We start from the raw sequence: 21,894 nt of genomic DNA on the forward strand, positions 1-21,894 counted from the left end.
CGCACTCCACGAAAACGTCAGCGCCGGCATCATGCGATGCCGGCCCGGGTGGAACGAAAGGCGGCGATGCAGGATGACCTGCCTCGCCGGACGCCGTCAAGCAGCCTTCTTCGCGTGCTTCTCGGGTGCCGCCGCGCCTGCACTCGCCCCCGCCTCCGCGCTCGCCGGATTGTTCGGATGCGTGGTCCAGTTCGCGTAGTCGCCCGAATCGACACGCTCCATCGTGATGCATTGCTCGACCGGACACACATGCATGCAAAGATTGCACCCGACGCATTCCGAGTCCACCACTTCGAAGTGGCGCACGCCGTCCTTCGTCGCGGTGATCGCCTGGTGCGACGTGTCCTCGCACGCGATATGGCACAGCCCGCACTGGATGCAGCGGTCCTGGTCGATGCGCGCCTTGATGTCGTACTTCAGGTTCAGGTATTTCCAGTCGGTCACGTTCGGCACCGCGCGGCCGCGGATGTCGTCGAGCGTCGCGTAGCCCTTCTCGTCCATCCAGTTCGACAACCCGTCGGCGAGGTCCGACACGATCCGGAAGCCGTAGTGCATCGCGGCGGTGCACACCTGCACGCTGCCGGCGCCGAGCACCATGAACTCCGCCGCGTCGCGCCATGACGAGATGCCGCCGATACCCGAGATCGGCAGGTTCGGCGTTTCCGGGTCGCGCGCGATCTCCGCGACCATGTTCAATGCGATCGGCTTGACCGCCGGGCCGCAATAGCCGCCGTGCGTGCCCTTGCCGTCGACCATCGGCATCGGCGCCATGTGGTCGAGATCGACCGCGACGATCGAGTTGATCGTGTTGATCAGCGACACGCCGTCCGCACCGCCCTTGTACGCGGCGCGCGACCCCATCCGGATGTCGCTGATGTTCGGCGTGAGCTTCACGAGACACGGCAGCTTCGTGCCCTCCTTCACCCAGCGCGTGACCATCTCCACATATTCGGGGACCTGTCCGACCGCCGCCCCCATCCCGCGCTCGCTCATCCCGTGCGGACAGCCGAAGTTCAGCTCGACCGCGTCGGCGCCCGTATCCTCGACGAGCGGCAGGATCCATTTCCAGTCCCGTTCGTTGCACGGCACCATCAGCGACACGATCAGCGCGCGGTCCGGCCAGTCGCGCTTCACCTGCGCGATCTCTCTCAGGTTCACGTCGAGCGGACGGTCGGTGATCAGCTCGATGTTGTTCAGCCCCGCGATGCGCTGGCCGTTCCACTGCACCGCGCCATAGCGCGAACTGACGTTGACGACGTGCGGATCGAGCCCGAGCGTCTTCCAGACGACACCGCCCCAGCCCGCCTCGAACGCGCGGTTCACGTTGTAGGCCTTGTCGGTCGGCGGCGCGGACGCCAGCCAGAAGGGGTTCGGCGAAGTAATGCCCGCGATGGTGCAGCGAAGGTCGGCCATGGTCGGCTCCGTGAGAGTGGGGTCGTGTTGGTTGTGCTCGTGGTGCGTGACGCGCGTGGTGCGGTCACGCGGCCTTCGCGTCGCGCTGCGCGAGCGTTGCGTCGATCGACGCGGCCGCGCGCTTGCCGTCCTGCACGGCCTGCACCGTGAGGTCGACGCCGCCCGTCGCCGCGCAATCGCCGCCAGCCCACACGTCGGGCCATGCGGTGCGCCCGTCGGCGTCCACCGCGATGCGCGCGCCGTCCGCCGTCAGCAGCGCGGCGTCGATGGCGTCCGGCACCAGCGTCTGACCGATCGCCTTCAGCACCATGTCCCCGTCGACGGTGAAACGCTCGCCCGATGCCGCCTCGAACTCGACACCCGTCACCTGCCCGTTCTGCCCTGCCATGCGCACCGGCTTCGCATGCGTGACGAGTGTGACGCCGCTCTTCTGCGCGAACTCGCGCTCGGCCCACGTCGCGCTCATCGCATCCACGCCGCGCCGGTACACCATCGTCACGCGCTCGGCGCCGAGCTTGCGGCTCTGCACCGCCGCATCGATGGCCGTATTGCCGCCGCCGATCACGACCACGCGCCGCCCGACCGGCACGTTCTCCAGCGCATCGGCCTGCCGCACCTGCACGATGAAATCGACCGCATTCATCACGCCGTTCAGTTGCTCGCCATCGATCGCAAGCGCCCGCACGCCGCCGAGCCCCATCGCGAGAAACACCGCGTCGTGCTGCTCGCGCAGCGCGTCGAGCGTGATGTCGCGGCCCAGCGCGACGCCGGTATTCAACGTGATGCCGCCCACCGACAGCAGCCACTCGACTTCACGCTGCGCGAAATCGTCGACGGTCTTGTATGCGGCGATCCCGTATTCGTTGAGGCCGCCGCCCTTCGGGCGCGCGTCGAACAGCGTGACGCGGTGCCCGGCGAGCGCGAGCCGGTGCGCGCACGCAAGCCCGGCCGGCCCCGCGCCGACCACCGCGACCTGGCGGCCCGTGTCCGGCGCGCGCGTGAAGCGCACCGCGCCGGTCTCCATCGCCCAATCCGTTGCATGCCGCTGCAGCGCGCCGATCGCGACGGGCTGCGCATCCTGGTGGTTGCGCACGCACGCGCCTTCGCACAGGATCTCGGTCGGACACACGCGGGCGCACATCCCGCCGAGGGGATTCGCCGACAGGATGTCGGTCGCGGCGCCCTTCAGGTTGCCGTTGCCGATCTTGCGGATGAAGCTCGGGATGTCGATCTGCGTCGGGCAGGCCTGCACGCACGGCGCGTCGTAGCAGTAGTGGCAGCGGCTGGCGGCCGCCGCCGCGGCCGTCGGATCGAGCAGCGGCGCGATGTCGGCGAATTCGCACGAGAGTTGCGTGGACGACAGGCGATGCGCGGCGATATCGCCGGTTGGCTTGGTGGTCATACGCGTTCCTTCGACTGGGTGGAGACAAAGCCGTCCCCGCCGGCTGCGAATGCACAGTCGGGGCGGTCGTTGTTAGGCATGCTACGGTCAGGCTGTCAGGCGTCGAGCAGCCTGCCGGTGGCTACGGTCGCGGCGTCATGAGGCCGGCTCGCATGCGCGCGACAGCATCGCGTGCAGCAGCACGTTCGCGCCGGCCTCGATCCAGGCGGGCGTCGCGTCCTCGATCTCGTTGTGGCTGATGCCGTCGACACACGGCACGAACACCATCGACGTCGGTGCGACCTGCGCGAGGTAGCACGCGTCGTGGCCGGCACCGGACACGATGTCGCGATGCGAGAAGCCGAAGCGGTCGGCCGCGCTGCGCACCGCTTCCACACAGGCCGCGTCGAACGCGACCGGCTTGTAATAGAAAATCTGCTCGAGTTCGGTCTCGAGCCCGATCTCGCCCGCGATGCGCGCCACGCCGTCGCGCAATGCGGCATCCATCTTCGCGAGCACTGCGTCGTCCGGATGACGGAAATCGACGGTGAAGAACACGCGGCCCGGAATCACGTTGCGCGAGTTCGGGTAGACCTGCATCATGCCGACCGTCGCGCAGCCGAACGGCGCATGATCGAGACCGATCCGGTTGACGAGATCGACCACGCGCGACGCGCCTAGCAGCGCGTCGCGCCGCCGCGGCATCGGCGTCGGCCCCGCGTGCGCTTCCTGGCCGGTGAACGTGATCTCGTACCAGCGCTGCCCCTGCGCATCGGTCACGACGCCGATCGTCTTGCATTCCGCTTCGAGAATCGGTCCCTGCTCGATATGCAGTTCGAACGCCGCGTGCACCTTGCGTCCGCCGCACGGCACGTCACCCGCGTAGCCGATCCGCGCCAGCTCCTCGCCGATCGTCTTGCCGTCCACGTCCTTGCGCGACAGTCCGTATTCGAGCGAAAACACCCCCGCGAACACGCCCGACGCAACCATCGCCGGTGCGAAGCGCGAGCCTTCCTCGTTGGTCCAGATCACGACCTCGACCGGATGCTCGGTCTCGATGCCGTGATCGTTGAGACTGCGAATCACCTCGAGGCCGCCGAGCACGCCGTAGATGCCGTCGAAGCGGCCGCCCGTCGGCTGCGAATCCGCGTGCGAGCCCGTGACGACCGGCGCCGCATCGGCCACGCGGCCCGCGCGGCGCATGAACACGTTGCCCATCGTATCGACCGTCACCGTGCAGCCGGCGGCCTTCGCCCAGCCGACGATCAGGTCGCGGCCGGCCTTGTCGAGATCGGTCAGCGCGAGGCGGCACACGCCGCCCTTCGGTGTCGCGCCGATTTTCGCGACTTCCATCAGGCTGTCCCACAACCGCTTGCCGTCGACCTTGATCGACGTGTCGAAAGCTGCCCGCTTCACTGTTTCCGATACCGCGTTCATTCGTATCGCTCCTGTGGGGTCGGTGATGTCGTCAGCCCGGTCTGTGCCGGTGCGTGTCATGCCTGTTTCGGGGCAATGCCGCCCAAGCGCGGTGCATGCCCCGGTCGTTCGCGAAGATCGTCCGACGAATCGGGTTGACAGGTTTCCGCCGCTCGTCGAATCCTGTCCGATTGGACAGGTTTTAGACGATCAAAATCACCAAATCAATCTCTTTCTTGCGTGAATGAATGGAGCGAGAAACGTGCCATCGCAACGCAGCATGGCGACGGATGCGCGAGATCAGCACGCGTGCGTTCGATGCGAATCAGCGGCTAGAATGAAGCCCAACGCGGCACGCCCGCCGCGCGAGGGCAACGATGAGACATGACGAGGCGGCAACCGAAGCCACCGACAGCGACGAAACGCCCGCGCCTTTGCGGCGACGCAAGGCGCACATCCGCGAGTCCAACGAAGCGCATCTGCTCGCCTGCGCGGAGGCCGTGTTCGCGGAACGCGGGCTCGACGGTGCAAGCACCGCGATGATCGCGGAGCGCGCCGGCCTGCCGAAAGCCAACCTGCATTACTACTTCCCGACGAAGCTTGCGTTGTACCGCCGCGTGCTCGACGACCTGTTCGAGGACTGGCATCGCGCGGCCGGTTCGTTCGAGGCCGACGACGATCCCGTCGAAGCGATCGGTGCCTACGTGCGCGCGAAGATGGCGCTGTCGCGGCGGCGCCCGCTCGGCTCGAAGGTCTGGGCCAACGAGATCATCCACGGTGCGGAGCACATGCAGGACATCCTGTCGGAACGCGTGAAGCCGTGGTTCGATACGCGCGTGAAGGTCATCGACGGCTGGATCGCGCGCGGGCTGCTCGCGCCGATCGACGCGCATGCGCTGATGTACCTGATCTGGGCAACCACGCAGCACTACGCGGATTTCGATGCGCAGATCCGCGCGCTGAGCGGCAAGCGTACGTTCACGCAGAAGGCGTATGACGAGCAGACCGAACAGGTCGTGCAGCTCGTGATTCGTGCATGCGGGGCGGTGTCGCCGCGCGCGAAGGCGTAGCGCGGCAACGCGATCCGCCAAAAGCAAAACGGGTATCGCACAGGTAATTCCCGTGCGATTCCCGTCGTACGCGCCGCCGCATGCGGACTACGCGTGATGCGCTACGTGATGCGTTATGCGACGCGCTCGATCGCGATCGCCGTTGCCTCGCCGCCGCCGATGCATAGCGACGCGACGCCGCGCTTCATCCCATACGTTTCGAGCGCGGCCAGCAGCGTCACCATCACGCGCGCACCCGATGCACCGATCGGATGCCCAAGCGCGCACGCGCCGCCATGCACGTTGACCTTCTCGTGCGGCAGGTCGAGATCGCGCATCGCGGCCATCGGCACGACCGCGAACGCTTCGTTGATCTCGAACAGGTCGACGTCGCGCAGGTTCCAGCCGGTCTTCTCCGACAGCTTGCGCAGCGCGCCGATCGGCGCGGTCGCGAACAGGCCCGGCTTGTCCGCGTAGGTCGAATGCCCGACGATCACGGCCTTCGGCGTGAGGCCGAGGCGCTCGGCTTCCGAGCGGCGCATCATCACCAGCGCGGCGGCGCCGTCCGAGATCGACGACGCATTCGCGGCCGTCACCGTGCCGCCGTCGCGGAACGCAGGCTTCAGCGTCGGGATCTTGTCGAGCTTCGCCTTGCCCGGCTGTTCGTCGATCGACACGACCGTTTCGGTCTTGCCGGCCTTCACGGTCACCGGTGCGATCTCCGACACGAAACGCCCGTCGGCGATCGCCCGTTGCGCGCGCGTCAGCGATGCGATCGCGAACGCATCCTGTGCCTCGCGCGTGAACTGGTACGCCTGCGCGCAATCCTCGGCGAACGTGCCCATCAGGCGGCCCTTCTCGTACGCGTCCTCGAGCCCGTCGAGGAACATGTGATCGAGCACCTGCCCGTGACCCATGCGCATCCCCGCGCGGGCCTTCGGCAGCAGGTACGGCGCATTCGTCATGCTCTCCATCCCGCCCGCGACGGCCACGCCTGCCGAGCCCGCCAGCAGCAGGTCGTGCGCGAACATCGCGGCCTTCATCCCCGAGCCGCACATCTTGTTGACCGTGGTTGCGCCCGCCGCGAGCGGCAGCCCGGCCTTCAGCGCGGCCTGCCGCGCCGGCGCCTGGCCCTGGCCCGCCGGCAGCACGCAGCCGAACACGATTTCATCGATGCGCTCGGCCGGCACGTTCGCGCGCTCGAGCGCCGCGCGAATCGCTACCGCGCCGAGGTCGCTCGCGCTGGCGGCCGCCAGGTCGCCCTGAAAACCACCCATCGGCGTACGCGCCATACCAACGATTACGATCGGATCCTGAGTCGTCATGATTCGCTTCCTCCAGTGTCAGCGCGGTGCCATGCGCAACGCGCCATCGAGACGGATGACTTCGCCGTTCAGCATCGTGTTCTCGGCGATGTGGCGCACCAGCGCCGCAAATTCTTCCGGGCGGCCGAGCCGCGGCGGGAACGGCACGCTCTTGCCGAGCGCATCCTGCACGTCCTGCGGCATGCCGGCCATCATCGGCGTCGCGAAGATGCCCGGCGCGACCGTCACCACGCGAATGCCGAACCGCGCGAGCTCGCGCGCGATCGGCAGCGTCATGCCGACCACGCCGCTCTTCGACGCCGCATACGCGGCCTGCCCGATCTGCCCGTCGAACGCCGCGACCGACGCGGTGTTGACGATCACGCCGCGCTCGCCTTCCGCATTGGCGTCCTGCTTCGACATCGCGTCGGCGGCCAGCCGGATCATGTTGAACGTGCCGACCAGATTGATCGACACCGCGCGTGCGAAGCGGTCGAGCGAGTGCGGGCCGTCGCGGCCGACCACCTTCTCGCCCGGCGCGACGCCCGCGCAGTTGACGAGCGCGTCGATGCGGCCGAACGCGTCACGCGCGGCGGCAACGGCCGCCTGGCCGTCGGCTTCGCTCGTCACGTCGGTCTTCACGAAGCGCGCCGCCGCGCCAAGCTCGTGCGCGAGGCCCGCGCCGGCTTCTTCGTTGACGTCCAGCAGCACGGCCTTGCCGCCTTCCGCGCCCACCATGCGCGCCACCGCGGCGCCGAGGCCGGAACCGGCGCCCGTAATCAGAAAAACGCGATCCTTGATATCCATTCGCAGTCCGTACAGGTTGTGTTCAGGGTTGAGCGGCCTTCTCGGCTTCCATCTTGCGCAACACGAAGCGCTGGATCTTGCCGCTCGGGGTTTTCGGCAGCGCGTCGACGAAGTCGATCGCGCGTGGATAGGCGTGAGCGGACAGCCGCCGCTTCACGTGCAGGCTCAATTCCTCGGCCAGCGCCGGCGTGCCGTCATAGTCTTTCGACAGCACGACGAACGCCTTGACGATCTCCGTGCGCTCCGCGTCGGGTACGCCGATGACGGCGGCTTCGCTCACGGCCGGATGCTCGATCAGCGCGCTTTCCACATCGAACGGGCCGATCCGGTAGCCGGACGACGTGATCACGTCGTCCGCGCGGCCGATGAAGCTCACGGTGCCGTCCGGCTCCAGCTCGACGTTGTCGCCGGTCCGGTAATAGCCGCCCGCGATCGCCGGCGTGTCCTGCTGCCAGTAGCCGTGGAACCACAGCAGCGGCGAGCGCGCGATGTCGATCGCGAGGTTGCCCGGCTCGCCGGGGCCGAGCTCGCGGCTCGCGTCGTCGAGCACCGCGACGCGGTAGCCCGGCATCGCAAAGCCGGCCGAACCGGCGTGGACCACATGCGCGAGGCCATGGTGGTTGTTCACGACCATCCCGAGTTCGGTCTGGCCGTAGTGATCGTAGATCGGCGCGCCGAGCGCCGCGTCGAACCAGCGCACGACTTCCGGATTCAGCGGTTCGCCCGCGCTGCTGACCACGCGCAGCTTGCCCTTCAGCCGCGCCGCCGCTTCCGTCCCGGCCGCCATCAGCATCCGGTAGGCCGTCGGCGAGCCGGCGAGGCTCGTGATCCCGAGCCGTTCGATCACGTCGTACGTGCTGTCGACCGTGAAACCGCCTTCGTAGAGCGTCGTCGCGTGGCCGAGCAGCAGCGGGCCCGTGATCGCGTAGTAGAGGCCGTATGCCCAGCCCGGATCGGCGATGTTCCAGAACCGGTCGCCGGCACGCAGGTCCACCGCTTCGCGCATGTACGCACCGAACGCGAGCAGCGCGCGCAGCGGCACCGGCACGCCCTTCGGCAAACCCGTCGTGCCCGACGTCGACATCATCATGAACAGGTCCGTGCCCTTGCGCAGCACCGGCTCGAACGAGTCCGACTGCGCATCGAGCGACGCGCGGAAATCGATGTCGTTTTCGGGCAATGTCTCGCCCGGCTCGCGCACCGTCGCAACGGGCGGGCAACCGGCGATCTCGTCGAGCTTCGCGCGATTCGCGACATTGGTCACGACCAGGCGTGCGTCGCTCATGCGCAACCGGTGCTCGATCGCTTTCGGGCCGAATGCGGTGAACAGCGGCTGGTAGACGGCGCCCGCGCGCCACGTGCCGAGGATCGTCGCGACGAGTTCCGGCGTGCGCGGCAACAGGCCCGCCACCACGTCGCCCGGCTTCACGCCCTGCGCGACCAGCAGGTTCGCGACGCGCGCCGACAGCGCCTTCATCTGCGCAAACGTGTAGCGGTGGTGCTGCCCGCCGGCGTCGATCCAGTCGAGCGCGATCGCATCCGCCGATGCGTACCGGTCGCAGCATTCCACGCATGCGTTCAGGCCGCGCTCCAGGTCGCCGTGCAGTTGCTGCGCGGCGGTCTCGATACTGAACCGGGCCACGGCGTCGGCGTAGGCCGGCACCGCGCGGGCGGTAGCTCCATCAGACATGCGTGTCTCCTGTGCGTTATGGCCGCCGGCGAGCCAGGGGCGCGACGGGGATAGTTCGATAGTAGACAGCCCGTACATTGCAATCAATGACAAACCAAATCTAGAATCGTGATCGCTTTTGCCATGTCGGGGAGGACGCAGGAAAATGGGGCCGCAGATGATTTCGCCGGATTTCGTCGACGACGCGCTCGCGTGCCTGCGCCGGCAAGGCCTTCCGACGGAGGCCGTGCTGCGTGCCGCCGGCCTGCCGGCCGTCGTACGCGAGCCCGTCACGCCGCAGCAGTACGGCCGGCTGTGGCTGGCGATCGCCGGTGCGCTCGACGACGAATTCTTCGGGCTCGCCGCGCGCCCGATGCGGCGCGGCAGCTTCACGCTGCTGTGCCATGCGGTGCTGCACGCCGGCACGCTCGACAAGGCGCTGCGGCGCGCGCTGCAGTTCCTGCGCGTGGTGCTGGACGAGCCGCATGGCGAGCTCGTCGTGGCCGATGGGCAGGCGCAGATCGTGCTGACACAGACGGGCGCGCCCTGTCCGGCGTTCGCGTACCGGACGTTCTGGCTGATCCTGCTCGGTGTCGCGTGCTGGCTGATCGGCCGGCGCATCCCGCTGCAGCGCATCGACTTCGCGTGCCCGAGCCCCGACCAGCGCAGCGACTATCACCAGTTCTTCGGCGTGCCCGTGCATTTCGACCGGCCCGACAGCCGGCTCGCATTCAATGCCGCATACCTCGCGCTGCCGACGATCCGCTCCGAGCAGGCGCTGAAGACCTTCCTGCGCGGCGCGCCCGGCAACCTGCTCGTCCGCTACCGGCACGATACGGGCTGGGTAGCGAAGACACGCGCGCAGCTGAAGACGCTGCCGGCCGCGGAGTGGCCCGACTTCGATACGCTGGCCGTGTGCCTCGGCACGACGCCCGCGACGCTGCGACGGCGTCTGCGCAGCGAAGGGCAAAGCTTCGCGGCAATCAAGGACGAGCTGCGCGGTGCGCTGGCCCAGTCGCTGCTGCGCGGCAATGCGCTCAGCGTCGCGGAAATCGCGGCCGAGCTCGGCTTCACCGAGCCGAGCGCGTTTCATCGCGCATTCCGGAAATGGACGGGCACGAGCCCGGGTGCGTTCCGGCGGGACGTGCATGCGGCGGAGGGGCCGGGGGTGGCGAGCGGATGATGCGGCGGGCAGTCGTCAACACTGCATGCCCGGCCGGCACGGAAACGCTCACGCTACGCCCTGCAACGGCCGCGAGAACAGCTTGCACCCCGCGTAGTAGACGAGCGACGTCAGCGACAAACCGACGATCCACGACACGTCCGCGCCGCCGAGCCGGCTCGCCAGTTCTCCCGTATAGAGATCGGTCGCCATGAACGGCGCCTGCGCGACGATACCGATGAAATACGAGCCAACGGCGATCGTATTGAAGCGTCCGTAGATGCCGCCGTCCTGCCGGAAGAACGAATCGACGTCGTACTCGCCGTGACAGACGAGGTAGTAGTCGACGAGGTTGATCGCGGTCCACGGCACGAGCACGTACAGCAGCAGCAGGATGAAGTTCGTGTAGCCGGCGAGGAAATTGTCCTGCCCGAACAGCGCGATCGCGAGCGCGATGCCGCACAGGACGATCGCGGTAATCGCCCGCGCACGCGCCTTGCCCGACCACGACGGGAAGAGCGTCTGCAGCACGGTAATCGCCGACAGCGCACCGCAATACAGTTCCATCGCATTGCTGGCCGCGATGCCGAACGACAGCACGACGATCACGAGCACGCTGATCCCTTGCGTGAGGCCCGTGAGGCCGCTCACGACATTGCCGTCGGGCGTCGCGAGCCCCACCAGGCAACCGAGCAGCATCGGGAAGAACGAGCCGAGCACGCAGCCCCAGTAACTCGACCAGAACGCGGTGCGCGGCCCGGTATCGGGCGGCAGGTAGCGCGAATAGTCCGATACGTAAGGCGCATAGGCGATCTGCCACAGCGCGGCGACCGACATCGCACCCAGGAAGCCCGACAGGTTCAGCGAATGCTTCGAGAACGTATCGGCGGGCAATCCGTGCACGAAGATGATCCACACGAACGCCAGCACGAGCACGCTGCCCGAGCACCAGCTCAAAAGCCGCGCATACGCGTGGATCAGCTTGTAGCCGTAGATCGATCCGAGCAGGCTGATCAGGCCGATCACCACGACGCCCGCATCGAGCGGAATGCCGGCGCTCAGGCTGTGCAGCGCCTGCCCGCCGAACACGCAGTTCGATGCGAAGAAGCCCACATACATCACGACGACCAGCCCGACCACGAGCAACGCGCCGAACGACCCGAACTGCCCGCGGGTCTGGATCATCTGCGGCACGCCGAGCTGCGGCCCCTGCGCGGAATGCAGCGCCATGAACACCGCGCCGATCAGGCTGCCGACGAGCGTGGCGAGCGCCGCCCACCAGAACGGCTGCTTGAACACCGTGGTCGCGAGCGATCCGGTGACGATCGTCAGCATCATGATGTTCGACCCGAACCAGATCGTGAACAGGTCCTTCGCGCTGCCGTGCCGCTCGGTCAGCGGAATCGGCTGGATGGTGCTTTCCTCGAGATGAGCAATGGACTCGCCCTGACTCATTTCGTCTCCTTGTTTCTGTTGTGATGTTCTTGGATTCGGGGATTGAAGGGTGACCGGGAATACGTGGCCGGCTCGAAGCGTGCGCGCTTCGATCCGCCGGCTATACCATTTGCATTCCTCATCAATAAGCAGCCGGCGGCACATCGCCTTATTGCGACCATCGCCCACGACGCCCGGTCTTCACCCTGTCGGATTGCCGCTCCGGTGGCCGCGCGCAGTCGACTCGTCTCCGAACCGGATCCTGTGGTTTGGCGCGCTTCCGCCCAACGCTCATCGGACGAAAGCGCGCCGCTCACCTCGTCAGCAGTCGATCCCGAGCACTTCGCGCGCGGTGGCATCCACGGCCTTGCGCATCGTGTCGACCAGTTCATCGATTTGCGCGTGATCGATCACCAGCGGCGGTGCAACGATCAGTCGGCCGTTCGTCGAACGCACGATCGCGCCAAGTTCGAACCCGACCGTCCGGCTGTGCCAGGTCAAGTCGGCCTCGTTCGCAAAGCGCTCGCGCGTCGCCTTGTTCTTCGCGAACTGGATCGCGCCGACCGCGCCCACGCCCTGGATTTCGCCGACGAGCGGATGGTTGCCGAACGCATCGCGCAGCGCCTTCTGCAGGTACGGCCCGGTATCCGTCTTCGTCCGCTCGACGAGGCCTTCGCGCTCGAGCACGTCGAGGTTGGCCAGTGCGACGGCGGCCGCGACCGGGTGTCCCGAATAGGTCAGCCCGTGCGCGTAGACGCCCCCCTTGTCGACCAGCGCATCGCCGACGCGCCGGCTCATGATCAGCCCGCCCATCGGCACGTAGCCCGAGGTCAGCCCCTTGGCCATGCAGATCAGGTCCGGTTCGAAGCCGAAGTGACGGTGCGCGAACCACTCGCCGGTGCGGCCGAAGCCGCCGATCACCTCGTCCGCGCACAGCAGCACGTCGTACTGACGGCAGATGCGCTCGATCTCCTGCCAGTAGCCGTCCGGCGGAAAGATCATCCCGCCCGCGCCCTGGAACGGCTCCGCGACGAACGCGGCCACGCGGTCCGCACCGATCTCCAGGATCTTGCGCTCGAGCGACAGCGCCGCCTGCTTGCCGAATGCCTCGGGGCTCAGGTCACCGCCGTTCGCGTACCAGTACGGTTCGTCCACGTGCGTGATGTTCGGAATCGGCAGGTCGCCCATTTCATGCATGAACGCCATGCCGCCCAGCGATGCGCTCCCCACCGTCGACCCGTGATAGCCGTTCACGCGGCCGATCAGCACCTTCTTCTGCGGCTTGCCCATCACGTCCCAGAACCGCCGCACGGTGCGAATCAGCACTTCATTCGATTCGGATCCCGAATTGGTATACACCACGTGACTGAAGCGATCGTCGAGCAGCGCGAACAGCCGCTCCGACAGTTCGATCACCGACGGGTGCGTCGTATGAAAGAACATGTTGTAGTAGGACAGTTCCTTCATCTGCCGCGCGGCGGCGTCGACCAGCTCCGGCCGGCCATAGCCGACGTTGGTGCACCACAGCCCGGACATGCCGTCCAGGTAGCGGTTGCCGTCGTTGTCCCATAGATGGACACCTTCGCCGCGCACCATCACGCGCGCGCCTTCCTCGTTCAGCGCCTTCTGATCGACAAATGCGTGCAGGTGATGCGCGGCGTCGCTGCGTTGATAGTCTTGCGTCGTACGATGCGGAAAGTTGGGCGCATTCATGGGCGAGTCTCCGGTTCGTTTTGTGGATAAAAAGCGTTGTCGTGTTGCGCGGCGCAACCGCGCGCGGCCTGCCGAGTCGAATCAGTAACTGATCCAGGTCGTCTTGAGGCCCGTGTACTTGTCGATCGCATGCAGCGAAAGATCGCGGCCGAAGCCCGACTGGCGGAACCCGCCGAACGGCGTCTGCGCGCTCAGCGCATCGACCGTATTGACGGACACCGTGCCGGCACGCAGCCGCCCCGATACACGGTGCGCACGCGACAGGCTGCCGGTCCAGAGCGACGCGGCCAGCCCATAGATCGAGTCGTTCGCGAGCCGGACGGCCTCGTCCTCGGTGTCGAACGCCATCACCGACAGCACCGGCCCGAAGATCTCCTCGCGTGCGATGGCGTCGTCGTGCTTCACGTCGATGAAGATCGTCGGCTCGATGAAGTAGCCCTTGCCGTCGACGCGCGGCGCGCCTCCACCGATCGCGAGCGTCGCACTATCGCGGCCGCGAGCAATCCACTCGCGCACGCGCCGATGCTGCTGCTCGTCGACGATGGCGCCCATCCCGCTCGCCGGATCGAGCGGATCACCCGGCATGAACGCGGCGGCATGCGCAATCAGCCGGTCAACGAACGCATCGTGAATCGAACGCTGGACCAGCAGCCGCGAGTTGGCGGAACACACCTCGCCCTGGTTGAAGAAAATGCCGAAGCACGCCTTGCGTGCGGCCAGGTCGAGATCGTCCGTATCGTCGAAGACCAGGTTCGGGCTCTTGCCGCCGCACTCGAGCCACACCTGCTTCATGTTCGACTGCGCGGCGTATTCGAGGAACTTCTTGCCGACGGCCGTTGATCCCGTGAAGGCGAGCACGTCCACGTCGGGATGCAGCCCGAGCGCACGCCCCGCCGTCTCGCCGTAGCCCGGCACGACGTTCAGCACGCCCGGGGGCAGGCCTGCCTCGAGCGCCAGTTCCGCGAGACGCAATGCCGACAGCGGCGATTGTTCCGCCGGCTTCAGCACGACGCTGTTGCCGGCCGCCAGCGCCGGCGCGACCTTCCACGCGACCATGTCGAGCGGAAAATTCCACGGCACCACGGCGCCCACCACGCCCAACGGTTCGCGCGTGACGACCGCGAGGTTGCCGGGGTCCGTCGACGCGACTTCGCCATGCAGTTTGTCGACGGCTTCGCCGTACCAGCTGAACAGGCCGCCCGCGGCCGGCACGTCGATGCTGAACGCGTCCGCCACGCACTTGCCCATGTTGAGCGAGTCGAGCAACGCGAGCTCCGCACCGTGCGATGCGATGAGTTCGCCAAGCCGGCAAAGCACGCGCTTGCGCTCTGCCGGTGCGCAACGTGACCAGACGCCGGATTCGAACGCGTGACGCGCGGCACGCACTGCGTCGTCGACGTCCGGTGCATCGCACGACGTGACTTCCGCGATGACGGCCTCCGTGGCCGGATTGATCGCGGCGAACGTCCGGCCGCTTCGGGCCGGCACGCCGCGGCCGCCGATATGCGCGAGCGTTCTCGGGACCACTTGCGCCGCGAGACGTCTCCAGTCCGCGTGCTGATGATTTTCTGCTGAAGTTGGGTTCATTCAAGGCTCCGTTTTGACGACCAGGCGTTTATGCGTTGTTCTCCGCCTGAACTCGACCCGACGAAAGACGCCAGCGGGCACGACCGATGCCCATGACCGCCGCGCATCGCCGCAGTCGTCCGGTTGGCAAACTGTCGGTCATCAAAATGAGATTCGAAAGAACAGTTTTTCTTCTCATTGAAGAGGTTATTTCTATTCATTCCGCGGTCGTGCAGTGGGTTTTCCTGCCACGTCGCAATCCCGGTGCCGTTTGTTTGCGTGTGATCGCGTCGGCTTTCCGATGAGATTCGACGTGTCATCCGCGACGACACCTGGCCGGTACGACATTGCGCCCCGGCCCTTCCGACCACATACTGGTCGGCCTGCGCGAACGAGGGTGCATCGATGATGAGTGTCGATCAGGGCGCCGCTTCGATCTTTGGCGTGATCGGAACGGCCGTGTCTTTGCTGGCGGCGATTCCGTATGCGCTCGCAATCTACCGGCGCACGGTTCGCCCGCATCTGTTCACATGGCTCGTGTGGTCGGTCGTCACGGCGATCGCGGCTGCCGGCCAGTTCGTCGCGGGTGCCGGGCCGTCCGCGTGGTGCACGGCAGCCATCGCCGTTACCTGCTTTCTGACGCTGGTGGCGAGCATCTTTCGCGGCGAACGCGGCTGGACACGCGTCGACTGGTTTTTCCTGGTCACGGCCCTGTCGGCCATTCCGCTGTGGATGCTGACCGACGACCCGACGATTGCGATCTGCCTGGTCACGCTGATCGAGCTGGCCGGCCTCGGCCCGACCGTCCGCAAGACGATCCGCGATCCGTGGAGCGAGAGCCTCGCGTATTTCGCGCTGTGCGTGTTCAAGTACGCGCTGGCATTGCTGGCGTTGAGCACGTGGAGCGTCGCGGTCGCGTTCTATCCGGCCGTCAACATCATCGCGTCGATCGGCATCTGCGTGGTGATGCTCGTCCGGCGTCAATCGCTGTCGAACGCGCGGTAGACGGTATCCTTCGGTGCGGTATCTTCGTTGCTGCTGTTGCTCGCCGGCATGCGCTGAACCACAAACCTTCAGAGACGATGCGAGGCCCTGAAATGGATGCAATCCGTACAGCCATCGAACCCAGCGAAGCCGCGCTTCGTGCCGCGATGCTGGCCAACGATGTCGCAGCGCTCGATGCGTTGCTGGACGACGACCTGGTGTTCACCGTTCCGACCGGACAGGTCATCTCGAAGGAGGACGACCTGGCGACCCATCGCGCGAAGCTGTTGCGCCTCGACAGACTCGATGTGCAGGAAACGCGCGCATGCGCGATCGACGAGATGATCCTGACCACGACGAAGGCGATACTCACCGGCCATTTCGACGGCACGGCGTTCGACGGCACGTTTGCCTATACTCGGCTCTGGCGCCGATCATCCTCCGGCTGGCGCGTCGTCGCCGGGCATGCATCGCAGGTCGCGTAGCCGCGTCGTGCGCGACGTTCCTTCGAGTCGGCAAGCCCCGCGAATCCGGCGTTGAGTCGGGGCGAGCCGGGCGACACCCCGACGAAGGTGTCGACCATCACAGGAGACGAGATGCACCCAGCATTCACCGTACGCGCTGCCCGTACCGCGGACGCGGACGCACTCACGCGACTGGCTCGCATTTCGAAGGCACACTGGGGCTATCCGCAGGACTGGCTCGACTTGTGGCAGAGCGATCTCACGATTGCGCCGGAGACGATCGACGGGTCGATCGGATACGTTGCGGAATCCGGCGAAGCAATCATCGGGTTCTGGGTCAGGGCGTCATCGGAATCGGATCGCCCGACGCCCGGATGGCTGTTCGTCCACCCCGACCACATGGGCCGCGGTGTCGCCCGGGCACTGTGGCAAGCGGTCCGCAGGGAAAGCGCCGCGAGAGGGATCAGAAGCTTCGTGATCGAAGCGGACCCCAATGCGCTTCCGTTCTATCTGGCGCTCGGCGCTGAAAAAATCGGCGAAAAGGAATCGAGCGTCGTCCCGGGCAGGTTCTTCCCGATCTTGAGGATCACGATCTGATTGCAACGTCCGTCGGCACCGCCGCCGGACGCACCCGGTATCGCCCCTTCTCAGGCTGACTGCAACGTCATCGCGCGGCGGTCCTCGAGCTTGAACTCGCCGACCGTCTGCGCGAGCCTCGCGGCCTGCTCGCGCAGCAACGTCGCGGCCGCCGCCGACTGCTCGACGAGCGCCGCGTTCTGCTGCGTCGCATTGTCGAGATGCGACACCGCCTGATTCACCTGCTCGAGCCCCGTGCTCTGCTCCTTGGCAGCGACGGTAATTTCCGCAATCACGCTCGTGATGCTGCGCACGCCCTCGACGATTTCGTTCATCGTCGTACCGGCCGTCTGGACGAGTCCCGAGCCCCCCTCGATCTTCTCGACCGACGAGTGAATCAACTGCTTGATTTCCTTGGCGGCCTGCGCGCTGCGCTGCGCGAGCGCACGCACCTCGCCCGCGACGACCGCGAAGCCCCGGCCGTGCTCGTTCGCACGTGCGGCCTCGACGGCAGCGTTCAACGCGAGAATGTTGGTCTGGAACGCGATGCCGTCGATCACGCCGACGATGTTGGCGATCTCGCTCGACGCCTGCGTGATCTCGTTCATCGTCGAGACGACCTCGCTGACGACCGTGCCGCCGCGCACCGCGACGTCCGACGCCGATTCCGCCAGGCGGCTCACCTGGCTCGCGGCATCGGCGGAGTTGCGGGCCGTGCCGGCGATTTCCTCGAGCGCGGCGGCGGTTTCCTGCAAGCTCGATGCTGCATGTTCGGTCCGGCCGGACAGGTCCTGGTTGCCCTGCGCGATCTCGGCGCTCGCGAGGTTGACGGACTCGCTGAACTCGCGAATCTGCAGCAGGATCGTACTGATCTTTTCGGCGAACAGGTTGAACGCATGCGCGATCTGCGCTGCTTCGTCCGCGCCGTCGGCAGGCAGGCGTTTCGTCAGGTCGCCGCTGCCGGTCGACACATCCGTCAGCGCGTCGCGCACCAGCAGGATGCGCTTGAAAGCCGCGTTCGTCATCGCACCGACGAGCGCCGCCGCGATCACGGCAACGATCAGGATCGCCGCCAGCGTCGTCGTCGCGACCGCGCGCATGCCGGCCGTCACGTCCGCCTTGTCGAGCGCGAGCACGAGGGACCAATCGGTGCCGGCGATCGGCTGGGCCCGCACCAGCTTGGTGGCGCCGTCGATGTCGACCGCGACGGGCTCGGACGCGGTTTGCAGCGCGCCGAGGTGGTCGGCGTCGAGTGCCGGCGAAAGACCGGTTGCCGGCTTCATGATCAGGTCGGTCTTGGCCGACGCGATCACGCGTCCGCTCTTGTCCACCAGAAATGCGAAGCTCGCGGGTGTCGGGTGTACCGAGGTCACGATCGAGCTCACGCTCTCCATGAACAGGCTGGCGGCCAGTACACCCTTCACCGTGCCGTCGCGCACCACGGGTACCGCGAACGCAACCGCCGGCTTGCCGGTCGTTGCATCACGGTAGAGCGCCGTCACGACCAGGCTACCGGCGCTGACGGCCTGCTTGTACCACGGACGTGCCGTCGGGTCGTAGCCAGGCGCGAGCGGCACGTTCGAGAACGCGGTCTTGTCCGGCAGGCCGAGCGTCAGCACCTCGAAGCCGCCCGACTTCCCAAGCAGCTTCAGCGCCGGCAGCGGGTCGCCCTCGCCGATCGCGATCGTGTCTGCAAGGGCCTGGGTTTCCCGGCCTCTGCTGGCCACCCATTCATTGATCGCCAGCGCGTGCCCGGCGAGGATCGACTTGTGATTCTGGTCGATTGCCTCGTCGTTGTGTTGCTTGACGACGTAATAGACCAGGCCGCCTGTGACGGCCAGCGCCGTTACCACGATGGCGACGCAGGTCGCGAGTATCCGTGCACGAATCGAGGACAACATGATGACTTCGATCTCCGTTACCGCGTTATATGAATGGGGTCGCCAAAAACAGGCAACGTCCTGTTTAACGACCGCGGTTGCGGGAACTTAAGGCCTGACTGGCCAGACCAGTGTGAGCAACGGATCGGCAGAACCGTGGAGTCGAAGACGGACATGCCGATCCGGCAAGATCGGATACCGCGGGACCGACTGGGGCGCATAGAGGGGGAGCCTCGATGAACTGGCAACGCTCGTCCGGATGCTCGGAAGGTTGCCATGTTCCGGTTCGTCGAACGATTGTCCATCTGCATCGCGATCCGGTCGACTTCCGCATGGGCTGCGGCGGGAAGGCATCTCGTTCAGCGTGTTGAAGCCGAGAGACGGGATCAGGTATCAATTCCCCTCCGGCACGCGTGTTTGACGAGCCGCCGACGATATGTGCACTCCCGGCTTAGCCGGCGATAAAGGGTATTACAGCAAGGCCGACGCGTTCAGCAGCAGATTTCTTTGCTCTCGCCACAATATTCGCGCGCCTGAAACGTCTTCAAGCGCATGGAATCGCCACCCACTTCGCACATGATGACCGACCCAGACCGCGACATCACAGCGACAGTGATGCGTGAACGATCGAGGCTAGTGAATTTCATCCGGCGTCGGATTCGCGACCCGGACGATGCCGAGGACATCCTGCAGGATGTGTTTCACGAATTCGTACAGGCGTATCGACTTCCTGCGCCAATCGAGCAGGCAAGCGCGTGGCTTTTTCGTGCCGCACGCAATCGCATCGTTGACCGTTTTCGCAAGAAGAAGGAGCAGCCGCTGACCGATCTGTCCGAGGTCGACGATGACGCAAACGATGAGTATCGCCTGGACCTCGCGCTACCGGCGCATGATGCCGGCCCCGAAGCACGCTACGCGCGCGCGCTGGTGCTCAAGGCCTTGCAGGATGCGCTCGACGAGTTGCCGACGAATCAGCGTGAGGTATTTATCGCACACGAGCTGGAAGGTCAGTCCTTCAAGGAAATGGCGGCACAAAGCGGTGTCGCGCTCAATACGCTGCTCGCTCGCAAACGCTATGCGGTATTGCATCTGCGTGCCCGACTGCAGCCCGTTTATGACGAACTGGATAACACCTAGAGGAATCGACAGATGAATTTCCGAATCAGATGTGCAGGCAAGGCGCTTCTCGTGTTGATCGCGATAGGCGTACTCGGATGGGTCGTCATGATGTTATGGAACTGGGTGATTCCGGCGCTATTCGTCGGCGCCCGTACGATCGACTTCGCCCATGCGCTGGGCCTGCTCGTGTTGAGCCGCATCCTATTTGGTGGATTCCGCGGACATCACGGCTGGCGCGGTCGACGCCACTGGCGCAAGTGGGAGTCCATGACCCCCGAGGAACGCGAGCATTTCCGGACCGCGTGGCGATCCGGCAGCAACCGGCCCACTGGAGAGTAAACGTGCACGACAAATCAACGGGCGACTGCAAACAGAAGCCGGGTGTGATTGCGCCGGTTGTCGATCTGAAACGTTGCGAAGGCAAAGGGGATTGTGTTGCCGTTTGCCCCGAGAACGTGTTCGAGATCCGGCGCATCGACAAAGTCGATTACCTCGGCCTTGATCTGATGCATCGCCTGAAGCAGCGCGTGCACGGAATGAAGGTTGCCTATACGCCGAATGCGTACGCGTGCCGGTCGTGTGGACTGTGTGTGACGGCGTGCCCCGAACGCGCAATCACGCTCGCCCGAACGGCATAGCAACATCCACGTATCGCCGATATCGAGCGACAGCGCAAAAGCCCTGACGGGAGAGGCTATCGTTGGATACATCGTCGACCGGATCAATCTCGTCAAAGGAACGCACATGGCTTCATCCACCGTCGCTCTTCTGCAGCGGCTCCACGAAGAGAGCCGGACCGAAATCGTCGCCCGCGCCCGTGCGCAGTTCCACGGATCGAACGAGGATTTTCTGTCGTTAGCCGAGGAATACGAAGCGATCGCGCCCCGTCTGCGAGGGCGGTTTCTCGAAACGTTCGGGCTGTCCAGCGACGACTTCGATTCCCCCGAAGGCAGTCCGCTATCGTTGGCCGTGTCGCCGGAAACGGGCGGATTCTTGCGCAACATGGTGCTCTCGCAACGACCGGCCAGAATCCTTGAACTCGGCAGTTCATGCGGCGTATCCACGCTGTATTTCGCCGAGGCGCTACGCACGTTGGGCCGTGGCGTGGTCGTCGCGACCGAACGTGATGCGCTCAAGTTCACGCGCTTGCGCGATCACGTCAGGACGGCGGGCCTGGATGCCTATGTCGACATGCGGGAGGGCGACGTATTCGAGACCGTCGCCGAACTGGACGGCACTTTCGACATGGTGTTCATCGACGTATGGGCCGACGCTTATCTGAAACTGTTCAGACAGATCGAGCGCCTGCTGCGCCCGGGATCGGTCGTACTGGCCGACAACATGTACACGGCAGAGGACGCCGTTCGACCGTACAAGCACTACCTCGATAACGACCCGCGGTTTTCGAGCATGACCCTGGACTTTGAATCGGGAGTCGAATTTACGGTCGTCGTTTCTTGAGTGGAGAGTCCGGCGAAGCGTTTCTTCCACGGGATCTCGGGCTAATGAACACCGTCGCCATCCCGATCCTCCGTGCATTTCCGCCGCTCCAATGCAAAAACCCCCGCCTTTCGGGCGGGGGTTTCTGGCTTAGGGAGCCTGACGATTACCTACTTTCACACGGGAATCCGCACTATCATCGGCGTAGAGTCGTTTCACGGTCCTGTTCGGGATGGGAAGGGGTGGGACCGACTCGCTATGGTCATCAGGCAAAGAGGGTTGTTGCGCTGGCTTCGCAGCACAACCAATCTGGGAAGAAGCAGTAATTTTGAGTTGTGTGTATCACACACGAGAATCCAACCAGTCCGACGCGCTGTAATCAGCGCGAGACAGACTTGTTATAGGATCAAGCCTTACGGGCAATTAGTATCAGTTAGCTGAACGCATTACTGCGCTTACACACCTGACCTATCAACGTCCTGGTCTCGAACGACCCTTCAAGGGGATCTAGTCCCCA

20 protein-coding genes and 2 rRNA genes are annotated in these 21,894 nt (G+C 65.7%); 10 read left to right on the forward strand and 12 right to left on the reverse strand.

The features are described 5' to 3' along the window. Nucleotides 1-96: 96 nt before the first annotated feature. From preA to CFB82_RS38705, 3 genes are all read right to left on the reverse strand, one after another. A complete protein-coding gene (gene preA, locus CFB82_RS38695) occupies nt 97-1,413 on the reverse strand; it encodes an NAD-dependent dihydropyrimidine dehydrogenase subunit PreA (RefSeq protein ID WP_011349350.1) in 1,317 nt (438 codons plus the stop codon). A 64-nt stretch (nt 1,414-1,477) separates the two neighbouring features. After that, a complete protein-coding gene (locus CFB82_RS38700; protein ID WP_089487521.1) occupies nt 1,478-2,815 on the reverse strand; it encodes an NAD(P)-dependent oxidoreductase in 1,338 nt (445 codons plus the stop codon). 135 nt (nt 2,816-2,950) lie between these two features. After that, complete coding sequence (locus CFB82_RS38705) at nt 2,951-4,231, reverse strand: Zn-dependent hydrolase (protein WP_089487522.1); 1,281 nt, start codon at nt 4,229-4,231, stop codon at nt 2,951-2,953. Between the two features lie 356 nt (nt 4,232-4,587). Here CFB82_RS38705 and CFB82_RS38715 point away from each other — a divergent pair, with 356 nt between their 5' ends. Next, a complete protein-coding gene (locus tag CFB82_RS38715; protein WP_089487523.1) occupies nt 4,588-5,280 on the forward strand; it encodes a TetR/AcrR family transcriptional regulator in 693 nt (230 codons plus the stop codon). Between the two features lie 113 nt (nt 5,281-5,393). Here the strand turns inward: CFB82_RS38715 and CFB82_RS38720 are convergent, their stop codons facing one another. From CFB82_RS38720 to CFB82_RS38730, 3 genes are read right to left on the reverse strand one after another with little or no spacing between them, the layout of a single operon-like run. Next, the gene (locus CFB82_RS38720) at nt 5,394-6,584 is read right to left on the reverse strand and encodes an acetyl-CoA C-acetyltransferase (protein WP_089487524.1); all 1,191 of its coding nucleotides are present in this window, start codon (nt 6,582-6,584) and stop codon (nt 5,394-5,396) included. A gap of 18 nt (nt 6,585-6,602) precedes the next feature. Further along, nucleotides 6,603-7,370: a 3-hydroxyacyl-CoA dehydrogenase gene (locus CFB82_RS38725; protein ID WP_089487525.1), complete on the reverse strand. Its 768-nt coding sequence runs from the start codon at nt 7,368-7,370 to the stop codon at nt 6,603-6,605. 22 nt (nt 7,371-7,392) lie between these two features. Further along, a complete protein-coding gene (locus tag CFB82_RS38730) occupies nt 7,393-9,060 on the reverse strand; it encodes an acyl-CoA synthetase (protein ID WP_089487526.1) in 1,668 nt (555 codons plus the stop codon). A 145-nt stretch (nt 9,061-9,205) separates the two neighbouring features. On the opposite strand from CFB82_RS38730, the gene CFB82_RS38740 reads away from it, so the two are divergent. Further along, a complete protein-coding gene (locus tag CFB82_RS38740; RefSeq protein WP_089487527.1) occupies nt 9,206-10,222 on the forward strand; it encodes an AraC family transcriptional regulator in 1,017 nt (338 codons plus the stop codon). Between the two features lie 48 nt (nt 10,223-10,270). On the opposite strand, the gene CFB82_RS38745 is transcribed toward CFB82_RS38740, so the two are convergent. The 3 genes from CFB82_RS38745 to CFB82_RS38755 all read right to left on the reverse strand — a co-directional run bounded on the left by CFB82_RS38745 (nt 10,271) and on the right by CFB82_RS38755 (nt 14,935). Next, the gene (locus CFB82_RS38745) at nt 10,271-11,656 is read right to left on the reverse strand and encodes a purine-cytosine permease family protein (protein WP_089487528.1); all 1,386 of its coding nucleotides are present in this window, start codon (nt 11,654-11,656) and stop codon (nt 10,271-10,273) included. A gap of 300 nt (nt 11,657-11,956) precedes the next feature. Next, the gene (locus CFB82_RS38750) at nt 11,957-13,348 is read right to left on the reverse strand and encodes an aspartate aminotransferase family protein (protein WP_089487529.1); all 1,392 of its coding nucleotides are present in this window, start codon (nt 13,346-13,348) and stop codon (nt 11,957-11,959) included. Between the two features lie 81 nt (nt 13,349-13,429). Next, nucleotides 13,430-14,935, reverse strand: coding sequence for an aldehyde dehydrogenase (locus CFB82_RS38755; protein WP_089487530.1), 1,506 nt, complete (start codon nt 14,933-14,935; stop codon nt 13,430-13,432). A 92-nt stretch (nt 14,936-15,027) separates the two neighbouring features. Between CFB82_RS38755 and CFB82_RS42715 the strand changes: the two genes are divergently transcribed. The 4 genes from CFB82_RS42715 to CFB82_RS38770 all read left to right on the forward strand — a co-directional run bounded on the left by CFB82_RS42715 (nt 15,028) and on the right by CFB82_RS38770 (nt 16,959). Beyond that, nucleotides 15,028-15,219, forward strand: coding sequence for a hypothetical protein (locus tag CFB82_RS42715; RefSeq protein WP_143751038.1), 192 nt, complete (start codon nt 15,028-15,030; stop codon nt 15,217-15,219). A gap of 100 nt (nt 15,220-15,319) precedes the next feature. After that, the gene (locus CFB82_RS38760) at nt 15,320-15,919 is read left to right on the forward strand and encodes a hypothetical protein (RefSeq protein ID WP_089487531.1); all 600 of its coding nucleotides are present in this window, start codon (nt 15,320-15,322) and stop codon (nt 15,917-15,919) included. 92 nt (nt 15,920-16,011) lie between these two features. After that, nucleotides 16,012-16,383, forward strand: a complete 372-nt coding sequence (locus CFB82_RS38765; protein WP_089487532.1) for a nuclear transport factor 2 family protein — start codon at nt 16,012-16,014, stop codon at nt 16,381-16,383. 111 nt (nt 16,384-16,494) lie between these two features. Continuing rightward, nucleotides 16,495-16,959, forward strand: a complete 465-nt coding sequence (locus CFB82_RS38770) for a GNAT family N-acetyltransferase (RefSeq protein WP_089487533.1) — start codon at nt 16,495-16,497, stop codon at nt 16,957-16,959. 50 nt (nt 16,960-17,009) lie between these two features. On the opposite strand, the gene CFB82_RS38775 is transcribed toward CFB82_RS38770, so the two are convergent. Then, the gene (locus CFB82_RS38775; RefSeq protein ID WP_069249949.1) at nt 17,010-18,839 is read right to left on the reverse strand and encodes a methyl-accepting chemotaxis protein; all 1,830 of its coding nucleotides are present in this window, start codon (nt 18,837-18,839) and stop codon (nt 17,010-17,012) included. 531 nt (nt 18,840-19,370) lie between these two features. Between CFB82_RS38775 and CFB82_RS38780 the strand changes: the two genes are divergently transcribed. The 4 genes from CFB82_RS38780 to CFB82_RS38795 all read left to right on the forward strand — a co-directional run bounded on the left by CFB82_RS38780 (nt 19,371) and on the right by CFB82_RS38795 (nt 21,398). Beyond that, nucleotides 19,371-19,955 carry an RNA polymerase sigma factor gene (locus CFB82_RS38780; protein ID WP_179255515.1) on the forward strand — a complete coding sequence of 195 codons (585 nt, stop codon included), beginning with the start codon at nt 19,371-19,373 and terminating at the stop codon, nt 19,953-19,955. 12 nt (nt 19,956-19,967) lie between these two features. Further along, nucleotides 19,968-20,276, forward strand: a complete 309-nt coding sequence (locus CFB82_RS38785; protein WP_039343153.1) for a hypothetical protein — start codon at nt 19,968-19,970, stop codon at nt 20,274-20,276. 2 nt (nt 20,277-20,278) lie between these two features. Continuing rightward, the gene (locus CFB82_RS38790) at nt 20,279-20,575 is read left to right on the forward strand and encodes a 4Fe-4S dicluster domain-containing protein (RefSeq protein WP_089487534.1); all 297 of its coding nucleotides are present in this window, start codon (nt 20,279-20,281) and stop codon (nt 20,573-20,575) included. Nucleotides 20,576-20,681: 106 nt separating this feature from the next. Then, nucleotides 20,682-21,398 (forward strand): O-methyltransferase, encoded by a 717-nt coding sequence (locus tag CFB82_RS38795; RefSeq protein ID WP_089487535.1) that lies wholly within the window; start codon nt 20,682-20,684, stop codon nt 21,396-21,398. A gap of 136 nt (nt 21,399-21,534) precedes the next feature. Here CFB82_RS38795 and rrf read toward each other — a convergent pair. Next, a 5S ribosomal RNA gene (rrf, locus tag CFB82_RS38800) occupies nt 21,535-21,647 on the reverse strand. A gap of 132 nt (nt 21,648-21,779) precedes the next feature. Beyond that, nucleotides 21,780-21,894, reverse strand: a 23S ribosomal RNA gene (locus tag CFB82_RS38805); the annotation flags it as partial.

The sequence above is a fragment of the Burkholderia sp. HI2714 genome (genome assembly GCF_002223085.1).
Classification (GTDB): Bacteria; Pseudomonadota; Gammaproteobacteria; order Burkholderiales; family Burkholderiaceae; genus Burkholderia; species Burkholderia lata_D.

Coding starts and splice junctions, on each gene's coding strand:
- CFB82_RS38775 (WP_069249949.1), bottom strand. CDS start 18,839: ATGTTGTCCTCGATTCGTGCACGGATACTCGCGACCTGCGTCGCCATC.
- CFB82_RS38720 (WP_089487524.1), bottom strand. CDS start 6,584: ATGACGACTCAGGATCCGATCGTAATCGTTGGTATGGCGCGTACGCCG.
- CFB82_RS38740 (WP_089487527.1), top strand. CDS start 9,206: ATGGGGCCGCAGATGATTTCGCCGGATTTCGTCGACGACGCGCTCGCG.
- preA (WP_011349350.1), bottom strand. CDS start 1,413: ATGGCCGACCTTCGCTGCACCATCGCGGGCATTACTTCGCCGAACCCC.
- CFB82_RS38765 (WP_089487532.1), top strand. CDS start 16,012: ATGGATGCAATCCGTACAGCCATCGAACCCAGCGAAGCCGCGCTTCGT.
- CFB82_RS38700 (WP_089487521.1), bottom strand. CDS start 2,815: ATGACCACCAAGCCAACCGGCGATATCGCCGCGCATCGCCTGTCGTCC.
- CFB82_RS42715 (WP_143751038.1), top strand. CDS start 15,028: ATGACCGCCGCGCATCGCCGCAGTCGTCCGGTTGGCAAACTGTCGGTC.
- CFB82_RS38715 (WP_089487523.1), top strand. CDS start 4,588: ATGAGACATGACGAGGCGGCAACCGAAGCCACCGACAGCGACGAAACG.
- CFB82_RS38730 (WP_089487526.1), bottom strand. CDS start 9,060: ATGTCTGATGGAGCTACCGCCCGCGCGGTGCCGGCCTACGCCGACGCC.
- CFB82_RS38705 (WP_089487522.1), bottom strand. CDS start 4,231: ATGAACGCGGTATCGGAAACAGTGAAGCGGGCAGCTTTCGACACGTCG.
- CFB82_RS38780 (WP_179255515.1), top strand. CDS start 19,371: ATGGAATCGCCACCCACTTCGCACATGATGACCGACCCAGACCGCGAC.
- CFB82_RS38745 (WP_089487528.1), bottom strand. CDS start 11,656: ATGAGTCAGGGCGAGTCCATTGCTCATCTCGAGGAAAGCACCATCCAG.
- CFB82_RS38770 (WP_089487533.1), top strand. CDS start 16,495: ATGCACCCAGCATTCACCGTACGCGCTGCCCGTACCGCGGACGCGGAC.
- CFB82_RS38725 (WP_089487525.1), bottom strand. CDS start 7,370: ATGGATATCAAGGATCGCGTTTTTCTGATTACGGGCGCCGGTTCCGGC.
- CFB82_RS38785 (WP_039343153.1), top strand. CDS start 19,968: ATGAATTTCCGAATCAGATGTGCAGGCAAGGCGCTTCTCGTGTTGATC.
- CFB82_RS38750 (WP_089487529.1), bottom strand. CDS start 13,348: ATGAATGCGCCCAACTTTCCGCATCGTACGACGCAAGACTATCAACGC.
- CFB82_RS38795 (WP_089487535.1), top strand. CDS start 20,682: ATGGCTTCATCCACCGTCGCTCTTCTGCAGCGGCTCCACGAAGAGAGC.
- CFB82_RS38755 (WP_089487530.1), bottom strand. CDS start 14,935: ATGAACCCAACTTCAGCAGAAAATCATCAGCACGCGGACTGGAGACGT.
- CFB82_RS38760 (WP_089487531.1), top strand. CDS start 15,320: ATGATGAGTGTCGATCAGGGCGCCGCTTCGATCTTTGGCGTGATCGGA.